We start from the raw sequence: 22344 nt of genomic DNA on the forward strand, positions 1-22344 counted from the left end.
TTTAAGAATGATCTATATTCTTAAGCCTAAAAAGAGACGTAAGAATAGGATACAAGGGGGATTTATTATATGAATGGGAATACTGCAAAAAAAATAGAATTTCAAGCTGAAAATACTGCAGTGAAAAATGAGAAATATCTAGATCCTAAAAAGTGGCATAAACAAGATACTACCTGGGCATTGAGCCTTTTTGGAACAGCAATTGGAGCAGGGGTGCTCTTTTTACCTATTAATGCAGGTTCAGGTGGTTTATTATCATTACTACTAATTACATTGCTTGCATATCCAGTTATGTATTACTCACATAGGGCACTTGCTAAAATGATTTACACTTCTAATTCTGCTGATGAGGGGATTACAGGCACAATAAGAGAGTATTTCGGAAATAAGGCAAGTATCATTTTTAACATCGTATATTTCGGCTCAATTTATACAATCGTATTGATGTATTCGGTTGCGCTTACAAATACCGCAAGTAGTTTTATCGTGCATCAATTACACATGCCGGAGCCTCCAAGGGCCATTTTATCTCTTGTATTAGTGCTCGGCCTTATTGCTATACTAAATTTTGGTCAAGATATTACTGTGAAAATCATGAGTATGCTCGTATATCCTTTCATAGCTTCTCTACTTTTCATCGCAATATCTTTAATTCCACAGTGGAATACGTCAATGCTTAGCTTTTCAAGTGTTTCTACTGCTTCAACAGGAACAGGATATTTTGGAACGATATTAATGATTCTACCAATCATCGTATTCTCATTTAATCATTCACCTATGATTTCATCATTTGTTGTGAAACAGAAGGCTACGTATGGAATAGAAGCTACTGATGCTAAATGTGCACAAATACAAAAAGTTTGTTATATCATGACATTCGTTGTAGTTATGTTCTTCGTTTGGAGTAGTGCACTGAGTTTGACTCCAGAGGATTTAAAAATGGCAAAAGAGCAAAACTTATCAATCCTTTCATATCTTGCTAATGAGCTTAATTCGCCTGTAATCACGATTGCAGCTCCTATCATTGCTTTTGTGGCTATTACAAAGTCTTTCCTTGGCCATTATATAGGAGCATATGAAGTAATGCGTGACATGATTATTAAGTCCGGTAAAACACGTGGAAAAGTTATTGAAGAAAAGACAATTAAGACAATGATCCTTACTTTTGTTGTATTAACATGCTGGTTTGTCGCTTATACAAATCCAAGTATTCTTGGAATTATTGATTCTCTGAGCGGTCCATTAGTTGCTGCTATCTTATGTCTATTACCGATGTATGCGATTAGTAAAGTACCAGTACTAGCTAAATACAAAGGGAAAATGAGCAATGTATTTGTTATTATTGTAGGTGTACTTACTGTTTTAGCAAGTATTAAGTCATTATTCTAATTCGCTATTGTTAGTTCAAGTGCTAAAATAGTGGGATTTGAAAAAAAGAATGAAAGAGATTATGGATAAGATAAATCCACATTAGAATATTAAACAAGTAATTTAATGAGGGTTAAAATCTAATATAAAAAGACATGAACAAAGACTAGTTCATGTCTTTTTTTGTGTTGGCGTTATTTCTAGAAGAGCGTTTAAGGCAGCGGTAGTAAATAAAATGTTTTCTCTATTTGTTTGAAAATAGGGGTAACTGGCATCTAGTCAAACTCAATATTATTTTGGGTTTAACCGTTCACTGCTTATGGATAGTATAAACATAATCTCTCTTTTAAACCTTCTAAAAATTCTTCAGGCACTTCCCTAATTTTGATATCCTTACCTAGGAAAAGTAGCCAATTTGTTATTTCTGTTAATTCATCGAGATTGTTAACATTGATAAAAGTCTTTAGAATGGCTGTGGATTGGTAAGGATTTGTATAGGAAATAGAAATTTTTAAAGGATGATATTTTTTGAACTGGGCAATCGCTTTTGGACCGAGTTCAAGTACAAGGTTGATTGCTTCGTCTTTCTTACTGAGTTTTTCTAAAATCTTTTTCTTACTTAATCTCTTTTTTGTTGTATAGGGTTCGACATTGATGAGATGATCGACAGGAAACATCTTTTTCTTTTCTTCTTTTACGTCAAAGCCTTCAATTATCCAATGGCTTTTTTCTTGATAAAGGTGTAGTAGATAAATTGGATAAGACTTGATTTCCTCCTCTTCTTTTACAGTAATCAATAAATGGCTATCCAAAAGAAGGATTTGGATGAGTTTTTCTAACATAGGGTGTGGGAGGTCAGAAAGCTCAAGTAAGTCGGGATTGTGGGGATTAGTCCCTTCAAAAAGTAAGAGTTGATTTAAAAGAACAAGGTCATCTTGCTGGATTTCTGAGATGAGTCCTAGTAGTTTTTCGGCTAAAGACTGACGACTCTTTAGATAGGGAAGTTGTTGATTTCTTGTGGCCATAAAGGCAATAAAAAGAGCTTTGACCTCATTATCAGTAAAGCGAACAACGGGCAGGATAGAGTTATGCATGACAAAATAGCCACCATCCCTTCCAACTTCAGCGACGAGCGGCATCCCCATGGCTTCAATCTCTCTAATGTCTCTAATAGCTGTCGATCGTGAGATGTTAAATTCTCGTATGATTTCAGAAATTGTAAAGTGGGAGCGGTTGTTGATGTACCGCATGATGGTATTAATCCGTTCAACTTTTTTCATGTTGGTCTCCTAAACAGTATCATTTTTTGACATGATTTAAGGTTATTATAAACTCATCAAGAGAAAAGATAAATTACTTGATTAATTTAAAAGTGAGGAAGGTTTTGAATATGAAAAATTATACTTTAGAAGAAAAAGATAGCTTTATCGTGTTAGGTATTGGAACTGAAATTAAGAGTGAATACACAGATTTTGCTGGAATAAATAAAGAAAAGGAAGACTTTTGGTCAGCTGTTAAAGAAGATGGAAGGCTGGACACTTTAAAAGCTTTAGCCACAAATGATTACATTTTTTCTGTGAGTGAAGCGGTGAATAACAAGATGATGTATTATGCTGGTGTCATGACAGAGGCAACGATACAAGAAGAATCTAGAGTTATCCAGTTTCCTAAGGGAGAATATTTAGTAGTTAAAGGGGAAGGAAAGACCGCTGAGGAGCTAAGTAATAAGCTTACTGGCATTGCCTTTGGTCAAGTCTTACCAGAAGTAAATGATTTTGCCTATGTTGGTGGACCAAATACAACGGTTGAGATGGGACAGCGAAACGGTTTAGTATTTGGTGAAATGTGGATTCCAGTTGTTAGGAAGTAAAGAGATTAAAGGAGGGGTGGAATGGTCCTGTATTGTTGATTTTAAAAATGTAACTATAGCTGGCTTTGAGTCTTCGCCTGTAGCAGAAGCGCTTGCTGGTTTGCATGCCCATGAAGCCCGTTACTTTATGAACAAATACAAGCATGAATTTACGGTTGTACCAGCTAGTGAAAGCGAGGAGACTCTTGATTATGTGAACCGCATTTTGAAAGAAGAGCGCAATATTGAGTTTGCGGCCAAACCTTTAGAAACAGCGTGTTTTCAAGTGGAAAATATTAAATTTTCCTATGTCTTTTATGAGAATGGTCTTGCAGTCAACGTCATGTATACGTTGGATAACCCGAAGAAGCGGGCTGTAGGATTTAAGCTTTCTGAGGAAATGGAGATACCAAAGGAGTTAGAAGAGAAGTTTAAATTTGCTAGGCAAAAGTCTAAACTTGCTGGAACAATTCGAGGTTCGTTTTTTGTAATAAAAGGAGAATATAGTGTAAGTTGAAGAATCAGTCATTTGTTATATTGAGTTATTTTTTTAAAAGGCGCTATTAAGGCTAACAATCTTGAATTGGTAGCCTTTTTTTACATAAGTAAATAATATTTACAGTCTGCTACACACTACGTTCTTATAAAATGAAACAAAGGGAAATTACTGTAAGGGGGTGGTGAGGTGAGAAAAAAAAGGCTACTTGAGTTATTCTTAGTAACTTTTGCTTTACTATTTCTTCATGTAAGCACATTTACCAATGAAAAATTGAACGATAAATTTGGTAACTTTACCTTCTTTGTTGTATTTTTCATGTTTTATATCAACGTTGCATTTGTAGAACGGTATTTTGATGATATACAAAAGTGGATTCGAAATATTACATTTCTTTTTGCCTTGTTAGTAGTAATTTTATTATCACTATGGATAGGTTATTTTTAAAGCCTTGTGATCACGAAAGTCCCCCAGTGATTAAAGTTTCACTTTATCTCATTTCCCGTTCCATTACGCAGGGACGTATGGCTGGAGTCATTTCTCTTTTGGGTATCATGCTTGCAGTAGAAGCAATAAAAAAAGATAACAACAATTAAAGGTGTACATGATTAAACTTAGTTATAAAAAAATAATAAATATTACAAGAAAACCATCAATTTGATTAATCTTTTTTCAAATTGATGGTTTTTATTTTATAAATAAATTGTTTATCTATTTATAAAAAATATTTTTTTGACCCCCATAAAATTTTTTATTCCTTCGAATATATATAAGTAGAAGAAAGAAAATGGAAGAAAAAGAAGCAATGAAAGTAAAAGTACATAGTGGAAACAACATTGAAGTATTAGTAAATTTACTAGATTAAGTGGGGAAATCGAAAGAAAAGGCTGAAATTACCAACAATATATAGAAGAGTTATTCAAAGATTGTAGCTAAAATAGACAAAGAGCAAGAAAAATAAGCGGACGATATTGCGAAAGAAAATAAGAGAGTAGATTAAAATGCAGACTTAACTCTAGCACGAACAGAAAAGAACAATTATCAAGAAAACGCTAAAAAAAGTCGGCCTCGAAAAATATGAGCAACAGCAAGAAGACAAGTCCAAATAAAAGTACTAAGAAAATGTGCTTGAATGGTCACTTATTTAGTGACCATTTTGCTATTTAAAACAGAAGGAGGCAGGGAGATTACTAGTGTTGAGTTTAGTAATGAAGATCTTAAAAAAAACGAAAATAGAAGATATCGTATTTAACATACAAAACAACGCAGAAGATAAGGAAGCTTTTATCGTACAGTATCAACCTTTTATTAGAAAATCAATATCGTCTGTCTGCCGCCGATATATTACGGAACAGGATGATGAATATAGTATTGGATTGTTTGCGTTTAACGAAGCAATTGAACAGTATTCATATAAAAAAGGAAAATCTTTTCTAGCGTTTGCTGATCTTCTTATAAAAAGAGATGTAATTGACTATATACGCAAGGAGTCTAAACATAACCTTGTCTTTTTAAAAGAAGATAAGCAAGAGGAAATGTTAGAAATGCAAGTGTCGCTTACGGAGTATATGAAAGAGATGGAAAATAGTAACCGTAAGGAGGAAATTCTTCATTTTCAAAGTGTACTAGCTGAGTTTAAAATCACATTTTCAGAGCTTGCTAAAGAATCTCCTAAGCATCGTGATACGCGTGAGCACTTAATAGAAATTGTAAAGATTATTATAAAAGACGAGAAAATGATGGAAGAGCTGTTCCGAAAGAAAAAGTTACCCCTTAAACATATTGAACCACGTGTTAGGGTAAGTCGTAAAACGTTGGAGCGACATAGAAAATACATTATTGCGATGTGTATTATCTTTGCAAACAACTATACATATATTCTTGATTATATAAGAGGGGAGAAGCATGATGAATAAGGGAATTGTGATGGATATAAAAAAACATAGCGTAGTTGTTTTAACTCCAAATGGAGAGTTTATTACGTTTAAAAGAAAAGTAGACTCTTACATGATTGGAGAGGAAATCTCGTTTAACGAACAAGAGCAAAGAGCACCGCGTTTTTCAATCCCTTCTTTCTTAAAGCCTGCATCATTACTTGTTACTTGTTTTCTATGTGTGTTGCTGTTTTTCTACAACCAACCGGAAGAAAAAGTATTTGCTTATGTCTCGGTGGATATAAATCCAAGTTTAGAGGTGAGCGTAACAAAGGATCTTCGTGTTATAGATTTGCGAGCTTGTAATGATGATGGAAGGCGTATTTTAAAAGAAATGAAACGATGGGAAAATAAACACTTGCAAGACGTAATACGTACTATTATAAAGCAGAGTCAAGAGGATAAGTACTTAACGAATGATAAGCAAGTTATGCTAACGGCTGTTACAAAGGAAAAGTCGCTAGAACCACAGTTGGAAAAGGCTATGCAAGAATTAAAGAAAGAGTATGAGACAAAACATGTTTCAGTCGTATATCAAAGCAGTACGATACAAATGCGTGAGAATGCCATGAAAGCAGGAGTTGGCACAGGTGTTTATATAAAGCAAGAGAATGATAAGCAGAAATCGCTTACTCCACCTGCACTGCCGTCTAATCAAGAGGAGCGCGATGAGGAGATACATTCACAACCAAAGTCATCTCCTGATGTATCATCGGATTCGTCTCCTGTAAAAGAAGAAAGATACGAGAAGCAAGAGTATATAGAACAAAAGCAATCCAAGGAACAGCAACCGAAGCAAATAAAAGAAAATAATGGACACGAAAATAACGGTAGAGGGTCTCAGCAAGAAAACAATGGACATCAGCAAGAGAATAAAGGTAGAGGACCTCAGCAAGGAAAAAATGGACATCAGCAAGAGAATAACGGTAGGGGATCTCAGCAAGGAAAAAATGGACACCAGCAAGAGAATAACGGTAGAGGATCTCAGCAAGGAAGTAATGGACATCAGCAAGAGAACAACGGTAGAGGGCCTCAGCAAGGAAAAAATGGACATCAACAAGAGAACAATGGTAGAGGGCCTCAGCAAGGAAGTAATGGACATCAGCAAGAGAACAACGGTAGAGGGCCTCAGCAAGGAAAAAATGGGCATCAGCAAGAGAACAATGGTAGAGAGTCTCAAGGGAATAATGGACACCAGCAAGGAAATATAAACGAAAATAACGGGCTGAAAAATGAGGACAAAAACATTTCTGCTACACAACATCAAGGGAATGGAAAGAAGAATCTATAGAATATGGGAATTCGTTTTATGTTAATAAATCCCTCTAGTTTCAAACTGAAGGGATTTTTAATATTTAAATTTTTTAAATGACGGACATAAAATCATATATATTGTCGAATTATATATATGGATATCATTAATATTTATATAAAAGGGGAGAAAGAAATATGAAAGAAAACAAAGAAATGTATGAAGAGGTTACTGAAGTATTAAAGGTATTGGCGCATCCTGTCCGTTTATCCTTAGTAGAAATAATGATTACAAAAGGCCCTACTAATGTAACGACAATGTATGAAAAATTACAAATGCCTCAAAGTACAATTAGTCAACATTTATCTAAACTAAGAGCGGTTAAAATCATTACAGGTACTCGGAAAGGATTAGAAATTTATTATGAAGTAACGGACAATCGTACAAAAGCGATATTATTAAGTTTGTTTTAAATGCTGACTTTCTTGAATTCAACAGCAAGATGAGGATAAGAAAGCAATTCTGTGGCTATAATTTTTTAAGACTTCTACATATGAATTATATTTGTAAATATATGTAATTTTCTTATTAACATTAGTCGTATGCAGTGTTGTTTTTAATTTGTCTAATCCATTTCTGTGTTTGGGATTTGCCGCATCACTATCAAGCCAAGGTTTTAACGTACCACAAAAATGAAGATTTTCTTCTTAGGGGTCTTTTTGTTAGCTTGATAGTGATATGACGTTCCCACTAGTATGTAAGCTCATAAGGGATATCTAGATTGCTAAATATAAACGTAGAGCATTTAACAAAGTTGGTAGGGTTATTTTAGTCATTTAATCTTTTGATCTGATGATCTTTTCCCCATTCAAATAGTTCATCCATAATTTGCATTAAAGATTTTCCATGTTCGCTTATTGTATACTCAACCTTTGGTGGTACTTCTTGATATACAGTACGATGGATAATCCCATCAGCCTCAAGTTGCCGAAGTTGTTGTGTGAGAACTTTTTGTGTAATGTTTGGAATTTCTCGTTTTATTTCATTTGTTCGCATTTTTCCATCCGCCAAAACACATAAAATATGAACTTTCCATTTTCCGCCGATTACTTCGAGTGTCGTTGCGATTGGGCAATCATCATTTTGATTCATATAACACCTCCACAGGTACTTTAAGGTTCCTATAGTACCTGAAAGTACGTACTTTTCAATTATATGTAACTCATTCATACTAATACTAAAGCGTTTGAATTATTTATAAGGGGGAAGAAAATATATGAAAACACTTGTAATTGTAGCACATCCTGATATTGAGAAGTCTCGAATTAATAAAAGATGGGTAGAAGAACTTGAGAAATATCCAGATGAAATAACGGTGCATGAATTATATAAAGTGGCACCGAATTGGGAGTTTAATATTGAAGAAGAACAAAAGCTGTTAGTAGAGCACGACCGATATATATTTCAATTTCCACTCTACTGGTATAGCTCACCACCATTATTAAAAAAATGGTTCGATGATGTATTAACATATGGATTTGCCTACGGATCAAAAGGGGATAAAGTGAAGGGGAAAGAATTTGGTGTAGCTATTTCTATAGGTGGGTTAGAAAAAGACTATAAAAATAGCGGAATTACAATGGATGAATTAACGAAACCATTCCATGCTACAAGCTTATATACAGGAATGGAATTTATACCATCATTTTATTTATATGGAGCAGAATATGAAATCAGTGATGAAGAGATTAATAAAAGTGCACCTGAGTATGTGCAATATGTTATGAATAAGAAGTATTCTAGTATATAAGGAAAAATAGCCATTTACTTGATAAGTAGATGGCTATTTTTTATTTATTTTATATTCACTAAGTGTAATCTTTAGTAAATTAATAGTTAATCTGGTAAAATAAAAACCTAACATATATAAAGGGGAGTTTTACTTGAGAACGATGCGACAATTATTACCAAAAAGAGCAATGCAATCACCAAATTTGGAAGCGCTTGTTGGGGGAGAGAAAAGGTATTCGTTTCAACAATATAATGAACGAGTAAATCAGCTTGCACATTACTTGTTACATAGTGGTGTACAAAAAGGGGATCGCATAGGGATCTTATGCAAAAATAATCATCCGTTTCCAAGCGTTATGATGGCAAGTTTAAAAATTGGAGCGGTATTTATTCCGCTTAATCATCAGCTTACTGCTTATGAATTAGAATCGATTGTAAAAGAAGCGAAATTAAAAGTATTAGTTATTGATGATGAATTTAGTGAAGTTATATTAAAGATTGATGTAGTTAAAGAAATTCCTAATGTAATTAAAACAACAAAAGAAGGTTTCGATTCTTTTGAATTAAAACTAAAAGAACAATTAATAACAGAACCGAACGTGGCAGTTCATGAAGACGATGATGCTATTTTCTTATTTACTTCTGGAACGACTGGACAGGCAAAAGCATGTGTGATTGGTCATAAAAACTTACATCATTATTTTACCGAGATTGCAGGTCAAAGAGAAATTCCAGCAGGTGAACGCTTTTTATCAGCACATCCATTGTTTCATATGAGTGGCGTGCTTTCTATTTTAAATTGTATTTATCATGGCGTTACGATGGTCTTCTTAGCTGATTCGAATCCTACTCTTATTTGGGATAAGATTGAAGAAGAGAAAATTACTACGATGCTTGCATTCCCAGCTGTTTATAGTTATATGTTTGATGAATTAGATAATAAAGAGCGCAATATTTCGACCTTTAAAGTAGCACAAAGTGGTGGTACAAAAGTGCCAGAAACACTCATTCAAAAATATATGGAAAAAGGAATATATATGGTGCAAGGTTATGGTAGTACAGAAGGTTGGGTAGTAACTTCTTGGCATCCAAATATGGGAAAAGAAAAAATGTCTTCTGTAGGGAAAACACTTAAGCATGTTGAGTTAAAAATTGTTCATCCAGAAACAGGTGATGAACTAACAACAAATGAAGTTGGAGAGATTCACGTAAGAAGTCCGTACATGTTTAAAGGATATTGGAATAATGAAATGGCGACAAAGAAGGTACTAAAAGATAATTGGTTTAACATGGGTGATGCTGGCATGATAGATGACGATGGATTCCTACATATTATGGGAAGATATAAAGACGTTATCGTACGCGGTGGTGACAACGTATATCCAGATCAAGTAGAAGATGTTATTCATGAAATAAACGGTGTTTTAGAAGTTGCAGTAGTTGGAGTTCCAAATGATTTTTGGGGAGAGATTCCAACAGCTTACATTGTAAAAGACATTCAAACATTATTAACAGAAGAAGGAATTATTCAGCATTGTAAAGAAAAACTAGCAAATTATAAAATACCAGAAGTTGTATTTATGGATGACTTACCGAAAAACGCTTTAGGGAAAGTGTTGAAGAGGAAATTAAGGGAAGTTGTTCTTGTAAAATAAAAAAGTTATCAAACGATGAAAAATCCAGTTATGTACAAATCATAACTGGATTTTTGTTTATAAAAAAACATAATAATTTACTAGAATTTGTATTTTGTGTAAGATAATAAAGAATATTCAATCAATAATTAAAGGAAGAGATATAAATGAAGCTGCCACTATTACAAGTAGAGACAGAGAGACTTATTATCCGTCCATTTCAAAAAGAGGATTATGAAAGTTGGCTAGATGGATTCAATAAGAGGTTACCATCTCAATATAAATACGATGATGGCTATCATGACATGTCGTCTTCAACAAAAGAATGGTTCACGGAATGGATAAGAGGATTTGATGAGGCGGCACGACGGGATGAAATGTACGTTCTAGGTATTTTTCAGAAAGAAGATGGCGCTAATATTGGTAAGCTAGAACTTATAAAAATTTTACGTATGGACTATCAATGGGCGATGATGGGCTACTCTATTCATAATCAATATTGGAAAAATGGATACGGAGTAGAAAGTGTAATAGCTGCGCTGCCGTTATTTTTTAATAGCCTTCAATTTCATAGAATTGAATTACATATACATATCGATAATGAGCCATCCGTTCGTCTTGCAGAAAGAGCTGGTTTTTCATTTGAATGTACGAGAGAGGCATTTTCTATGGGGAATGGTAAGTGGGCAGATTTTCTTATTTATTATAAAAATAATGAAACGAACAAATAAGGGGATGAAAAATGAAGACTATAAACGTATTTCATTACGACGCATTTACGAATAAACCAAATATGGGAAATCCAGCAGGTGTTGTAATAGAGGCGGATGGATTAACGGAAGAGGACATGCAGCGTATTGCTGAAAAAGTTGGATTTAACGAAACATCTTTCGTTCTTTCTTCAGAAGTAGCAGATATAAGAATGCGCTATTTTACACCAGGGTTTGAAATGGATTTATGTGGTCATGGGACAGTTGGCACTATATATGCCTTGCGTGAAAGAGGTTTATTAGAAGAAAAAACAAACCTTACGATTGAAACGAAGGCAGGGATTTTACCGATACAAATAGGTGCAAATGAAAATAGAGAAACCTTTATTAAAATGAGGCAGGCAGCACCTCAGTTTAAAGATTTTGCAGGTTCAAAAGAAGAATTAGCTCATAGTATCGGGTTAGAAGTAACTGATTTAGATGCAAGTGTACCAATTGTATATGGAAGTACGGGGAACTGGACTGTAATTATACCGATTAAAAATCTAGATGCATGTGAAAGAATGAAACCTAAAAATGAGGCGTTTCCATCGGTATTAAAAGAAATACCTAAGGCTTCTATCCATCCAGTTTGTCTAGAAACTTATGATGAACAGGTGCAAATGCACGGTCGTCATTTTTCATCACCTTATTCTGGAACGATTGAAGATCCAGTGACAGGAACAGCTTCAGGTGTAATGGGAGCGTATTATGCGACGTATTTGGAGAAAGATTTTGACCATGAACTGGAGTTAATCGTTGAGCAAGGACAGGAAATAAATAAAGATGGTCGTGTAACGGTTTATGTAACGAAAGATGTAGAAAATGAGAAGTTACAAATAGATATTGCGGGAACAGCGGTGTATGTGAAGGAGTTTGAAGTTTTAATTTAAAAGAGAAAAGCCGGTCGTATAGCCGGCTTCCTTATCTGTTCAACACTTCAATATACGAAGCATCCCCAGCTGTTCTAATAGTAGAGCGGAAATTGTTATGTTCTAACGTTTCAGCAACTTGTTTTAATTGCTGTGCATCATCATGATGGATGAGTAAACTATCTGCGCCACTTTCTTCTATATGAATATGTTCAACATTTCCGATCGCTTCATGTATAGCCTTTAAAAATTCAGGTTTCATATTGTCCTCCTATATGTATGTAACGTCGTTAAATAGTATTTCCTTATTTTTGAAATATAAAAGTAGAAGAAAGGATAAATGAAAATGAATATAACGCAGTTTAAAGAACATATTACATCTCTTTTTGAAGAGCATCTTAATAAATACGGTGATGACGAGTATGGCTTCACTCACATTAGTAAAGAGGAATTTCACAAAATAGGTTACACGACAAATTTGACGCTAGAAACAATTGAAGAAGCATATCAAAATGGGGTTGATATGATACTTACACATCATGCGCCGTGGAGTTTTTTATTCGGTATGGAAGAGGCTTGTATTGGGAAATTAAAAGAATATGAAATGAATCATTTTTGGATTCATTTACCGTTAGATTTTGTAAAGTTTGGCACGTGTACGTCGTTGTTTAATGAAATTGAGATACATACAATACTGGAATATTCCACGTATGAGGAAGAAGAGCTACCGGGAATAGGAGAATATAAAGAAGCGATTCCCTTTTCAAACTTAGTTGAAAAACTTGAAGAGAGAATGGAAGAGAAAGTGAAGAGCTGGAAAAATCATGACAGACCAGTGAAACGGATTGCGATTTTAACGGGTGCAGGGAACAATACAAACCTTATTGAGCGTGCACTAGAAAAAGGTTGTGATACGTACATAACAGGAGAAAAAACATTATATACGGTGCAACATGCAAAATTTAAAAGGATAAATTTAATTGTAGGTAGTCACACATTTACAGAAGTGTTTGGTGTAGAAAGTTTGGCTCGTAAGTTAAAAGAAAGAGATAATTCAATAGAAATTACTAGATTAAATGAAGATCATTTGGAGTGAGGGAAATGGTAACTATATACGCAAATTATGGGGAATCAAAAGTGAGATTAACGTGGAAAAAAGATTGTATATTGCCAGAATACGAAAGAATCACGAGTGTTCACGGTTTTTGTTTTCAAAATAATAAGGTTTTACTAATAGACCATGAGCAGCGTGGTTGGGACTTTCCTGGTGGGCATATAGAAGAAGGGGAACTACCAGAAGAATGTTTTAAAAGAGAAGCGTGGGAAGAAGGTTATGTAAAAGGAGAATGTACTTTATTTGGTTATATTATCGTTGACCATAGTGATAATCCAAATTGGAATGAAAATAGTCCGTATCCAAAAGTAGGGTATCAGCCGTTCTACCGGATGGAGATTAATGAGGTGCATAAGTTTGACGGTGAGTATGAATCCGATAAAAGGATGTTTGTTAGAGTAGAAGAGAGTGCAGCGTATCATTATAAATGGAATGGATTATATGATGAAATCTTGAAGGAAGCCGTTTTGATAAAATGAAAATTAATTTCTGTTATATTAAGATATTGGAAGGGATTTTTCATTGATTTGTCAAATAATAGTAAAGTTGTCTCTTAAATTGAAGGAATCTTCAGATATAAGGGTGAGTGAATGGACATTTCAGTAATCGCTGAACAACTAGTTAATGAGAAGGTTATTTCGCATTATCCAAATAGCATGAAAGTGTTGAGTGGAGGAACGATAAGTACTGTATATTTGTTGGATGGAAGATATGTTGTGAAGTCGAATGAATCGGAAGTAATACGTGAAGAAGCGAATTTTCTTTCTTTTTATGAGGGGAATACTTTATTTTCGAAGCTGTTGTATATGGAGCCTTTAAATAGATATATTGTGTATTCTTTCCTTGAAGGGAGTACTTCGTGCGAACATGGATATAAACGGATTATGCTTAGTACACTTGTAAAAGAAGTTATCAATAAGTATGAAATAGTTCCAGAGGCAGATAGCTGGGGATGGAAAGGAAGTCCGGTTCAAACTTGGACTGAATTTTTAATGACAGATGTGATGGAAGCGCATGAAAATGTAAAACTGTACATAAGTGATGAAGAGTATAGACGTGTTCTTAAGTTAGTAAGTAGTCCGAGTAGGGGTCTGGGATAGATAAGCCATTTTTATTACATGGTGATTGCGGATTCCATAACTTTATATTTCAAGAAAATAAGTTATATGGCGTGATAGATCCTTTACCAGTGTTAGGGGATCCTCTATATGATTTAATTTATGCGTTCTGTTCAACTCTGGAAGATTTAACAAAAGAAGTGATTGGTTATGCGATAAAACCATGTATATTTCATAAAAAAGAACGAGGTTTATATGAGGAAATAGTCATAGGTTTATATTTGCGTATAGATACGTGTATAAGACACCACCCAAAAGATTTAGAAGATTACTTAGTAGCTTGGCGTTATTGGATGAATGAGATTATGTTCGATAGCGAAAATAAGACGACATTATAGCACTTATATTTTGGGGGAGATATAGAAATGAACATTTCAGAAGCAAAAAGAGATTTAGCACAAAAAACGAAGAAGGGATTTCCTGTTATAATAGCTGGTCTTTTATTTTGGATTGTAGCGAGCATAACTGGTGTTTTTCTTTCAGAAAAGCAAGTTGTGTGGGTATATTTAATTGGTATGGGCTGTGTGTTTCCTTTCGGCTTAATGATAGCTGCTATATTAAAAATTGACATGTTTGCGAAAGGAAATCCGCTAGGGACTTTAGCTGGAGTAATTGGTGGGATAAATGTATTGAATATTCCGTTTGTATTACTTGCATATTTTCAATTTCCGGAGTGGTTACCTTTTGTAGTAGCGATGTTAATAGGTGTTCATTTTTTACCATATGTATGGATTTATGAAAGTAAAAGTTATGGTTTTTTATCAGTAGGAACTGTATTAGTAACGTCAGTGTGTGGGATTCTTTTTGCAGAAAAAGGATTTATTGTAATTCCTATGGCGGTTACAGTTGTCTACTTTGTTACTCTTATAAGCTTATCACTTGAAAATAAAAAAGCAGAAAACGATCAACAAATATCGGCTTAATAAAAAATTAAAGGGATAGGGGAATAATTATGAACAAATTCGTTTGTACAACGTGTGGAGTTCAGTATGCAGCGAGTGTGGAAGAACTGGTAAGTTGTATTATTTGTGATGAGGAGAGACAATATATTAATCCGAAAGGGCAGTCATGGACAACTTTAGAAAACTTACAAACGAGTGATACGCATAAAAATGAAATTATAGAAGAAGAAAATGGGCTTTATAGTATTACGACAAAACCAGAATTTGCGATCGGTCAAACGGCATTTGTAGTAAAAACAGAGTCATATCGTTTACTATGGGATTGTATTACTTATTTAGATGAAACGACAATTGAGAAGATAAAAGAGTGGGGCGGATTAGATGCGATTGCACTATCCCATCCGCATTATTATTCAACGCAAGTAGAATGGGCAGAAACATTTGATGTACCAATTTATATACATGAAGACGATAAAGAGTGGGTGATGCGTCCAAGTAGTCGTATTATTTATTGGTCTGGTGAGTCTTTACAATTATCGGATGGAATTACTGTTCATCGTCTCGGAGGACATTTTAGTGGTGGTTCTGTATTACACTGGGAAGAAGGAAATGATGGGAAAGGTATTTTATTAACAGGTGATATTATTCAAGTTGTAGCGGATCAGCAGTGGGTGAGCTTCATGTATAGCTATCCGAACTTAATTCCATTACCCGTGAGAAAGGTTGAGGAAATGGCGAATCGAGTGAGGCCGTTACATTTTAATCGTCTATATAATGCTTTTCACCGAGTAGTAAAAGAAAATGCAAATGAGGCAGTTGAACGTTCTGCGGAAAGATATGTGAAAGCGATAGAAGGAAAGTTGTTTCATACGTAAAAGGAGTGCTAGATTAATGAAAACGTTAGTATGCTTTGGTGATAGTATTACAGCTGATGAAACATTTTTTGATGGAACGCCGAGATTAACGCCAAGGTTACAAGTGTTGTTTCCGACTTGGAAAGTGGTTAATGCGGGTGTTCCCGGTGATAATACGTTCGATGCGTTAAATAGGATTGAAGATGATGTATTATCACATAAACCAGACTTTGTAACAGTTTTTCTTGGTACGAATGATTCGGTGTTAATTGATCCAGTGCCGTTACAATCGTACAAAGAAAACTTAGAGAAGATTGTAAGCGCGATTTCATCAGAAAAAGTATTACTTATTAGTCCTGCACCAGTTGATGAAGCAAGGCAACATAATAGAACGAATGAAGTACTCGGCCAATATGCAGACGTGGTTGAGGCAGTGGCGAAAGAAACGGGTAGTCATTTTCTAAATTTGTATGCTGAAATGATTCAAGAAAAGGATTATAAGAGATTTGTAGAAGACGATGAAAAAGACGGTTTACACTTCGGACCACAAGGTTATGAATATTTAGCGAAGTTAATTTGTGAAAAGTTAAAAGGGATTTTGTAGGAAGCAAAGCGTGGGCGCTTTGCTTTTTTTTTGTATTCACCATAAGTAAAATATAGTATCTTTTCGCAAGAGCATTGTAGCACTGCAAAAATGCAACCAACTTAATATATTTTAATTAATCACAGAAGTAGACGATTCCTGTACTAAATGTTTAGTACCTATAGCACTTTAAAGAACATACATTTTTAAAGTGTTAAATATAATTCATAATAGCACCATTAAGAAGCAAACAAGAGTTACGGTACTATAGAGTCTGGTAATTCTAAAAAGTGCCAATGTGGTATAAGACAATTAGGGAGGTTAAAGATATGAGTACTTCAAATTTGAGTGAAATAAGTAAACAAATATTAATAGAGGAGGAAACACTTCAATTTTCCTCTTTTACAAATGAAGATGCCTTGCAATTAGGTTTATTTATCGTTGAAACAGCAAAGCGAGAGGGGAAATTGATTGCTGTTGATATAGCAAAAAATGGTGTGCAATTATTTCATTTTAAGATGACAGGGACAACTGAGGAAAATACGAAATGGATTGAGCGTAAAAAACGGGTCGTTTCCCTGCATAATCATAGCTCGTATTATATGCAGATAGAAAGTGAAATAAGCGGAGTTCCATATCATGAAAAATACCGTTTAGATGGCTCGGAATATGCTGCGTTTGGTGGATGCTTTCCTATCCAAATAAAAAACGTAGGAGTTATTGGGATGATAACAGTCTCAGGATTACCACCAGAAGTAGATCATGAATTGGTTATAAGAGCAGTTAAAAATCATTTAAATCAATAATAGAAGTGATTTTAAAGGTTAAATAAAAAGGCAAAAATGAACATATTCATGTTCGTTTTTGCCTTTTTATTATTTCTTTTTCGGCCTACGTACTAACTCTCCGCCGCAATTTGGGCAAACATTTTGTCTTTCCTCTGTACATGGTGCACAAAATGTACATTCATACACGCATATGTATGCTTCAGAATCAGGCTGAAGGGAATGGTCGCAAATTTGACAGTTTGTTTTCATTTCTAATGCCATCGTAATCCCCCCTTGTTATTTGAAAGTTCTTAATTTAATTATAATTAATATTGTAGTAAAAGTCTTTTTTAATTGAAAAGAAATAAAAGGATTATGTTGTTGTTTGAAATGAAATATAACCGTTTATTTTAAATTTGATAATTCACTATAGTTGGATTATTATGGAATAGTTGAAAGGGAGCAGGGGGTATATATTTTGACTAATAATATCGATTATTTTCATGTAGAAGAGGATGTAAATCACAATAGTTTAAAAGCAGATTGTGAAAAATGTTTTGGTTTATGCTGTGTAGCATTACCGTTCGCAGCGTCAGTAGATTTTGCGGTGAATAAAGATGGTGGTAAACCTTGTACAAATTTACAATCAGATTATAAATGTAGTATACATAGAGATCTTAGAGGAAAAGGGTATAAAGGTTGTACCGTATTTGAATGTTTCGGTGCTGGACAAAAGATTTCTCAAGTTACGTTTAAAGGAATTGATTGGCGGAAAGATGCCGAGCATGCGAGAGAAATGTATGATGCTTTTCCGGTTATGCATCAGCTTCATGAAATGCTTTGGTATTTGAATGAGGCTATTCTATTAAAGGCGACGCAGACAATTCATAAAGAGCTGAAGGAAGTAATTGAAGAGACTGAGCGTCTTTCTAATTTAAGTCCAGATGAGTTAATGGAAGTAAATGTGCCATTACACCGTGCAGAAGTGAACATTCTCCTTTTAGAGACGAGTGAATTAGTATGGAAGGAAATGAATGTTGCACGTAAAAAACGAATCAGTCACCGCGGAGCAGACCTTATGGGAGCTAACCTTAAAAAGAAAGATTTACAAGGAGCAAATTTAAGAGGGGCATATTTAATTGCAGCTAACCTAAATAGTGCAAACTTACGAGGAGCGGATCTCATCGGAGCAGATTTGCGAGATGCAGACATTCGCGGGACAGATTTTACAAATAGTATTTTTCTTACGCAAGTTCAAATTAACGCGGCGAAAGGGGACAAACATACGAAATTACCGAAAGTGTTGTCTCGTCCAGCTCATTGGACTGCGTAAAGAGTATGGAGTGAAATAGTTTGGATATTTATACGAACAGGCAGAGACTAAGTCTCTGCCTGTTTTTTATACTATTTTTGCTTTTCAAAAGTAGTAATTATAACACTGCATATAATAAGGATACCACCAATGAAAAAGTTACTGCTTAATGTCTCATTTAATAGGAGCCAGCCAAGTATTGAACCGACGATAGGTTGGAAGAAGAAAAATAATGAACCGATGCTAGCATCCATTAATTCTAATCCTTTATTCCAAAGAAAAAATGCACCTGCGGTTGAGACGATTCCTAAATAGAGCACGCCTAATAATACGTACATGTTTATATGTTCAATAGGACTTGATTGGAATTCCCATATCATAAAAGGTGTAATGAAAAAGAGTGAAAAGAATATTGCGTACGTTGTAATAATTAAAGATGAAAATCGAGCGGAAGCGATTTTCACATAAATGGACAGTAAAGCCCACGTAATAGCAGCTCCAACTAAAATGATTGTACCGATAAAATGGGAGCCAATTTCAATATCCCATCCGATAACGATAATGACACCGATTGTCGCTATTATAGTTGATAAAAGTCTACGAGCAGTTAGTTTCTCTTTTAAAATGAGCGCTGCAAATATAACCATAAATGCAGGTGTAGCTGATGTCACTAAGGAGCCTGTATGAGCATCGGATAATTTTGTTCCGATAAATTGACATGTAATCGAAATGAAATACCCGATGAATCCAATCCAAGCGAATAATAGCCAATCTTTTTTGTGTATGGTTACTTTTTTCTTTTGCTTTTTTTCAGTTGTTTTCAAAATCACATATAAAACAACAAAAGCGATAATAAATCGTAGCCAAACGAGTGTAAGTGGCGGGATAAAGTCGAGTACGTATTTACTAACGACGTACATACCGCCCCAAATACTTGCTGTTAGTGATAAACATATAGCTCCTAAAATTGTTTGTTTCATTTGAATGACCTCCGTCTATTTTTAGGGTTATGATTTATTCCCTAAGACGAGGCGTGGCGCACTTGTTATATGAATGCCCGTCTTAGATTATAGACGGCCTACAGGTTGATCGTTTTCGAATGAAGTGTTGTAGTACATGAGTACAGTCTCCTTTCTTCTTTCATAATGACATTATAACTTAATTTTCTGATTATTGCAGAGTGTTATGAAATTGTGTATAACAAACCGTCACGTTTGACTGTACAGTTTATGTATTGTATGATAGTAGTAATATAATCAAGGGGGGGAAGATCGTTGGGAAGGTGTATCGAATCGGACAGTTGGCTCTCATGGCTCACGTGTCGAAACGAACGATTGATTATTATACGAATCTAGGTATCTTAAAAGCGGAGCGATCTCAATCTAATTATCGCTATTACGACGAAACAGCATTTGAGACATTACAATTTATTGAGAAGTGCAAAGAAATGCATATGCCGCTTTGTGAGATTAAAGAGAAAATCGAGGAGAAGAAGAAGCTGCTCGGTATCAATGAACACGTTTCGAAACAAGTGAATGAAGTGACAGACCATATTCATCGATTGGAAGCAGAGTTAACGGAGTTAAAGCCGCTTTTAGATGAATTGACTGATTCACAACGTGAAAAAATATCGAAATCTTTATCTGGTCAAACGACAGCTTTAATACAGACACTTGCTCTATTATTATAGAATAAGTGAAATCCGACCTCTTTAATTTTTGTATCGGGCTATGTTTTCTAACGAACAAATAAGAAAACATTATAGTATACAGGAGGTGGACACCTTAGTTTTTTAACTAAGGGGATTCATTGGAAATATTTAATTTAGTCATGGTTGCGATTTTAATCGCATTTACTGGATTTTTCGTAGCAGCAGAGTTTGCGATTGTAAAAGTACGTTCAAGTCGTATTGATCAGCTTGTTGCGGAAGGGAAACGCGGTGCTTTAGCAGCGAAAAAGGTAACAACAAATTTAGATGAATATTTATCTGCTTGTCAATTAGGTATTACAGTTACAGCTATGGGATTAGGTTGGTTAGGTGAACCGACAATCGAAAAGTTATTACACCCGTTATTTGAGAAATGGAACATAAATCCTTCTATCTCATCAGTATTAACTTTTGGTCTTGCTTTTATGCTAATGACATATTTACACGTTGTAGTAGGGGAATTAGCTCCGAAAACGCTGGCAATTCAAAAGGCTGAAAAAGTAACGTTGTTATTGGCAACTCCGTTAATGATGTTCTATAAAATCATGTATCCATTTATTTGGGTATTGAACGGTTCAGCTCGTGTTATAACTGGTTTATTCGGTTTGAAACCAGCTTCTGAACATGAAGTAGCTCATACAGAAGAAGAATTACGTCTTATTCTTTCAGATAGCTATGAAAGTGGCGAAATTAATCAAGCTGAATACAAGTATGTAAATAATATCTTTGAATTTGATAATCGCATTGCGAAAGAAATCATGGTACCGCGTACGGAAATCGTTGGTTTCTATCTTGAAGATTCAGTAGAAGAACACATGAAAGTAATCCAAAATGAACGATATACACGTTATCCAATTTTTGGGGAAGATAAAGATGATATTATCGGTATGGTCAATGTAAAAGATTTCTTTATTCGATATATGAACAACGATCAAGAAGATTTATCATCGATTCGCACGTATATGCGTCCGATTATTGAAGTTATGGAAACAACTCCAATTCATGATTTATTACTGCAAATGCAGAAGAAGCGAATTCCAATGGCTGTTTTATATGATGAGTACGGAGGAACAGCTGGAATTGTAACGCTGGAAGATATATTGGAGGAAATCGTCGGCGAAATTCGTGATGAATATGATGAAGATGAAGCACCGCCAATTCAACATGTGAACGATTATCATAAAATTGTTGATGGAAAAGTGCTTATATCAGAAGTAAAAGATTTGTTTGGATTACACATTGAAGAAGACGATGTGGATACAATCGGTGGATGGATTATGATGCAAAATCATGAAATAGAAGAAGGACAATACGTTGAAGCAGAAGGTTATGAATTTAAAGTGTTAGAAAAAGATGCTTATCAAATTAAACGTGTTGAAATTCAAAAAATGGATTACGAACAAGAACAAGAGAAAGCAGCAACTGTGTAAGTTGCTGCTTTTCTTCTAAAGTATAAAAAATGAGGAATTAGGAGCGGATATTTTGATTCAAGTAGCCTTACGTGTATATCGATTACAATTGTATGCGATCTTTAGTGGTTTACTACTTATGTGGACGATTACTCCGTTTGGAAAACAAGTGACAGGGTTCGGTATTGGATTAGCTGTAAGTGCATACTGTCTTTGGTTATTAGCTCGTAGAGTGGAGAAACTAGGAAGAAGTATCGTATTGAAAGAAAAGGCTCCTGGATTAGGGGTTTTAAACCGATTTGCAGCTGCAATTTTAGGGGCTATCATTATGTATGAAATTGAGCATGAAATGGAAATGTGGGCATTTGGTACAGGTATTTTAGGTGGTCACTTTTTAATGATTGCGAATTTAGCTTATGCAAATATGCAGTTAGTGAAAGAAGAAGAGAAGCAAAGAGAAAAGGCTTCTAAAAACATAGAACTATGATAAAAGGGGCCTAATGGGGTTCCTTTTTTATTTAAGCGAGTGAATGACAGGAATCAAATTAACGACAAATATAATACGCTTCTTTTTTCGGTTTTTCAATAGTACGAAAAATAATTTTAAAAAATTTAAAAACCCATCGATTTCT

26 protein-coding genes and 2 pseudogenes are annotated in these 22344 nt (G+C 34.6%); 23 read left to right on the top strand and 5 right to left on the bottom strand.

What is annotated here, in order from left to right; genetic code table 11:
- Nucleotides 1-69 precede the first annotated feature (69 nt).
- Nucleotides 70-1389, top strand: coding sequence for an aromatic amino acid transport family protein (locus QCI75_RS10555; RefSeq protein ID WP_353760419.1), 1320 nt, complete (start codon nt 70-72; stop codon nt 1387-1389).
- Between the two features lie 296 nt (nt 1390-1685).
- Here the strand turns inward: QCI75_RS10555 and QCI75_RS10560 are convergent, their stop codons facing one another.
- On the bottom strand, nt 1686-2648 hold the full coding sequence (locus QCI75_RS10560) for a helix-turn-helix transcriptional regulator (protein WP_353760420.1): 963 nt from the start codon (nt 2646-2648) through the stop codon (nt 1686-1688).
- Between the two features lie 110 nt (nt 2649-2758).
- On the opposite strand from QCI75_RS10560, the gene QCI75_RS10565 reads away from it, so the two are divergent.
- From QCI75_RS10565 to QCI75_RS10595, 7 genes and pseudogenes are all read left to right on the top strand, one after another.
- Complete coding sequence (locus QCI75_RS10565; RefSeq protein WP_144508832.1) at nt 2759-3238, top strand: GyrI-like domain-containing protein; 480 nt, start codon at nt 2759-2761, stop codon at nt 3236-3238.
- The gene (locus tag QCI75_RS10570) at nt 3225-3734 is read left to right on the top strand and encodes a phage tail protein (RefSeq protein ID WP_353760421.1); all 510 of its coding nucleotides are present in this window, start codon (nt 3225-3227) and stop codon (nt 3732-3734) included. Before QCI75_RS10565 ends, QCI75_RS10570 begins: the two co-directional genes overlap by 14 nt.
- 168 nt (nt 3735-3902) lie before the next feature.
- Nucleotides 3903-4160: a DUF3963 domain-containing protein gene (locus tag QCI75_RS10575; protein WP_144508834.1), complete on the top strand. Its 258-nt coding sequence runs from the start codon at nt 3903-3905 to the stop codon at nt 4158-4160.
- 41 nt (nt 4161-4201) lie between these two features.
- Nucleotides 4202-4273, top strand: a pseudogene (locus QCI75_RS10580) (LysE family translocator); the annotation flags it as partial.
- Between the two features lie 633 nt (nt 4274-4906).
- Nucleotides 4907-5629 (top strand): RNA polymerase sigma factor SigI, encoded by a 723-nt coding sequence (sigI, locus tag QCI75_RS10585; protein ID WP_144508835.1) that lies wholly within the window; start codon nt 4907-4909, stop codon nt 5627-5629.
- On the top strand, nt 5622-6938 hold the full coding sequence (locus QCI75_RS10590) for an anti-sigma-I factor RsgI family protein (protein ID WP_353760422.1): 1317 nt from the start codon (nt 5622-5624) through the stop codon (nt 6936-6938). The genes sigI and QCI75_RS10590 overlap by 8 nt, the downstream gene beginning before the upstream one ends.
- A 158-nt stretch (nt 6939-7096) precedes the next feature.
- Nucleotides 7097-7372: an ArsR/SmtB family transcription factor gene (locus QCI75_RS10595; protein ID WP_144508837.1), complete on the top strand. Its 276-nt coding sequence runs from the start codon at nt 7097-7099 to the stop codon at nt 7370-7372.
- Between the two features lie 355 nt (nt 7373-7727).
- Here the strand turns inward: QCI75_RS10595 and QCI75_RS10600 are convergent, their stop codons facing one another.
- Nucleotides 7728-8051, bottom strand: coding sequence for a winged helix-turn-helix transcriptional regulator (locus QCI75_RS10600; RefSeq protein ID WP_144508901.1), 324 nt, complete (start codon nt 8049-8051; stop codon nt 7728-7730).
- Between the two features lie 124 nt (nt 8052-8175).
- Between QCI75_RS10600 and QCI75_RS10605 the strand changes: the two genes are divergently transcribed.
- From QCI75_RS10605 to QCI75_RS10620, 4 genes are all read left to right on the top strand, one after another.
- Nucleotides 8176-8709 carry an NAD(P)H-dependent oxidoreductase gene (locus QCI75_RS10605; protein WP_144508900.1) on the top strand — a complete coding sequence of 178 codons (534 nt, stop codon included), beginning with the start codon at nt 8176-8178 and terminating at the stop codon, nt 8707-8709.
- A gap of 133 nt (nt 8710-8842) precedes the next feature.
- The gene (locus tag QCI75_RS10610) at nt 8843-10345 is read left to right on the top strand and encodes a class I adenylate-forming enzyme family protein (protein ID WP_144508899.1); all 1503 of its coding nucleotides are present in this window, start codon (nt 8843-8845) and stop codon (nt 10343-10345) included.
- A 146-nt stretch (nt 10346-10491) separates the two neighbouring features.
- Nucleotides 10492-11055: a GNAT family N-acetyltransferase gene (locus tag QCI75_RS10615; protein WP_353760423.1), complete on the top strand. Its 564-nt coding sequence runs from the start codon at nt 10492-10494 to the stop codon at nt 11053-11055.
- Between the two features lie 11 nt (nt 11056-11066).
- Nucleotides 11067-11966, top strand: a complete 900-nt coding sequence (locus tag QCI75_RS10620) for a PhzF family phenazine biosynthesis protein (RefSeq protein WP_353760424.1) — start codon at nt 11067-11069, stop codon at nt 11964-11966.
- Between the two features lie 31 nt (nt 11967-11997).
- Here QCI75_RS10620 and QCI75_RS10625 read toward each other — a convergent pair whose 3' ends face one another.
- A complete protein-coding gene (locus QCI75_RS10625; protein ID WP_002066340.1) occupies nt 11998-12207 on the bottom strand; it encodes a hypothetical protein in 210 nt (69 codons plus the stop codon).
- 84 nt (nt 12208-12291) lie between these two features.
- Between QCI75_RS10625 and QCI75_RS10630 the strand changes: the two genes are divergently transcribed.
- The 7 genes and pseudogenes from QCI75_RS10630 to QCI75_RS10660 all read left to right on the top strand — a co-directional run bounded on the left by QCI75_RS10630 (nt 12292) and on the right by QCI75_RS10660 (nt 17322).
- Nucleotides 12292-13041 carry a Nif3-like dinuclear metal center hexameric protein gene (locus QCI75_RS10630; RefSeq protein ID WP_353761515.1) on the top strand — a complete coding sequence of 250 codons (750 nt, stop codon included), beginning with the start codon at nt 12292-12294 and terminating at the stop codon, nt 13039-13041.
- A gap of 5 nt (nt 13042-13046) precedes the next feature.
- Complete coding sequence (locus tag QCI75_RS10635) at nt 13047-13538, top strand: NUDIX hydrolase (RefSeq protein ID WP_144508778.1); 492 nt, start codon at nt 13047-13049, stop codon at nt 13536-13538.
- A gap of 111 nt (nt 13539-13649) precedes the next feature.
- Nucleotides 13650-14515, top strand: a pseudogene (locus tag QCI75_RS10640) (aminoglycoside phosphotransferase family protein).
- A gap of 27 nt (nt 14516-14542) precedes the next feature.
- Nucleotides 14543-15100: a DUF7010 family protein gene (locus QCI75_RS10645; RefSeq protein WP_144508776.1), complete on the top strand. Its 558-nt coding sequence runs from the start codon at nt 14543-14545 to the stop codon at nt 15098-15100.
- Nucleotides 15101-15129: 29 nt separating this feature from the next.
- On the top strand, nt 15130-15954 hold the full coding sequence (locus QCI75_RS10650; protein ID WP_353760425.1) for an MBL fold metallo-hydrolase: 825 nt from the start codon (nt 15130-15132) through the stop codon (nt 15952-15954).
- Between the two features lie 16 nt (nt 15955-15970).
- A complete protein-coding gene (locus QCI75_RS10655; RefSeq protein ID WP_144508774.1) occupies nt 15971-16537 on the top strand; it encodes an SGNH/GDSL hydrolase family protein in 567 nt (188 codons plus the stop codon).
- A gap of 308 nt (nt 16538-16845) precedes the next feature.
- Complete coding sequence (locus tag QCI75_RS10660) at nt 16846-17322, top strand: heme-degrading domain-containing protein (protein ID WP_002199830.1); 477 nt, start codon at nt 16846-16848, stop codon at nt 17320-17322.
- 69 nt (nt 17323-17391) lie between these two features.
- Here QCI75_RS10660 and QCI75_RS10665 read toward each other — a convergent pair whose 3' ends face one another.
- A complete protein-coding gene (locus QCI75_RS10665; protein ID WP_001162783.1) occupies nt 17392-17565 on the bottom strand; it encodes a DUF1272 domain-containing protein in 174 nt (57 codons plus the stop codon).
- 196 nt (nt 17566-17761) lie between these two features.
- Between QCI75_RS10665 and QCI75_RS10670 the strand changes: the two genes are divergently transcribed.
- Nucleotides 17762-18616 carry a pentapeptide repeat-containing protein gene (locus QCI75_RS10670; protein WP_353760426.1) on the top strand — a complete coding sequence of 285 codons (855 nt, stop codon included), beginning with the start codon at nt 17762-17764 and terminating at the stop codon, nt 18614-18616.
- 71 nt (nt 18617-18687) lie between these two features.
- Here QCI75_RS10670 and QCI75_RS10675 read toward each other — a convergent pair whose 3' ends face one another.
- Complete coding sequence (locus QCI75_RS10675) at nt 18688-19575, bottom strand: DMT family transporter (RefSeq protein WP_144506651.1); 888 nt, start codon at nt 19573-19575, stop codon at nt 18688-18690.
- A gap of 302 nt (nt 19576-19877) precedes the next feature.
- On the opposite strand from QCI75_RS10675, the gene QCI75_RS10680 reads away from it, so the two are divergent.
- The 3 genes from QCI75_RS10680 to QCI75_RS10690 all read left to right on the top strand — a co-directional run bounded on the left by QCI75_RS10680 (nt 19878) and on the right by QCI75_RS10690 (nt 22199).
- Nucleotides 19878-20285, top strand: coding sequence for a MerR family transcriptional regulator (locus QCI75_RS10680; RefSeq protein ID WP_025149265.1), 408 nt, complete (start codon nt 19878-19880; stop codon nt 20283-20285).
- Nucleotides 20286-20404: 119 nt separating this feature from the next.
- A complete protein-coding gene (locus QCI75_RS10685; RefSeq protein WP_144506650.1) occupies nt 20405-21733 on the top strand; it encodes a hemolysin family protein in 1329 nt (442 codons plus the stop codon).
- A 52-nt stretch (nt 21734-21785) separates the two neighbouring features.
- Nucleotides 21786-22199: an ATP synthase subunit I gene (locus QCI75_RS10690; RefSeq protein ID WP_144506649.1), complete on the top strand. Its 414-nt coding sequence runs from the start codon at nt 21786-21788 to the stop codon at nt 22197-22199.
- Nucleotides 22200-22344 lie beyond the last annotated feature (145 nt).

The sequence above is a fragment of the Bacillus cereus group sp. RP43 genome (assembly GCF_040459645.1).
GTDB lineage: Bacteria > Bacillota > Bacilli > Bacillales > Bacillaceae_G > Bacillus_A > Bacillus_A mycoides_C.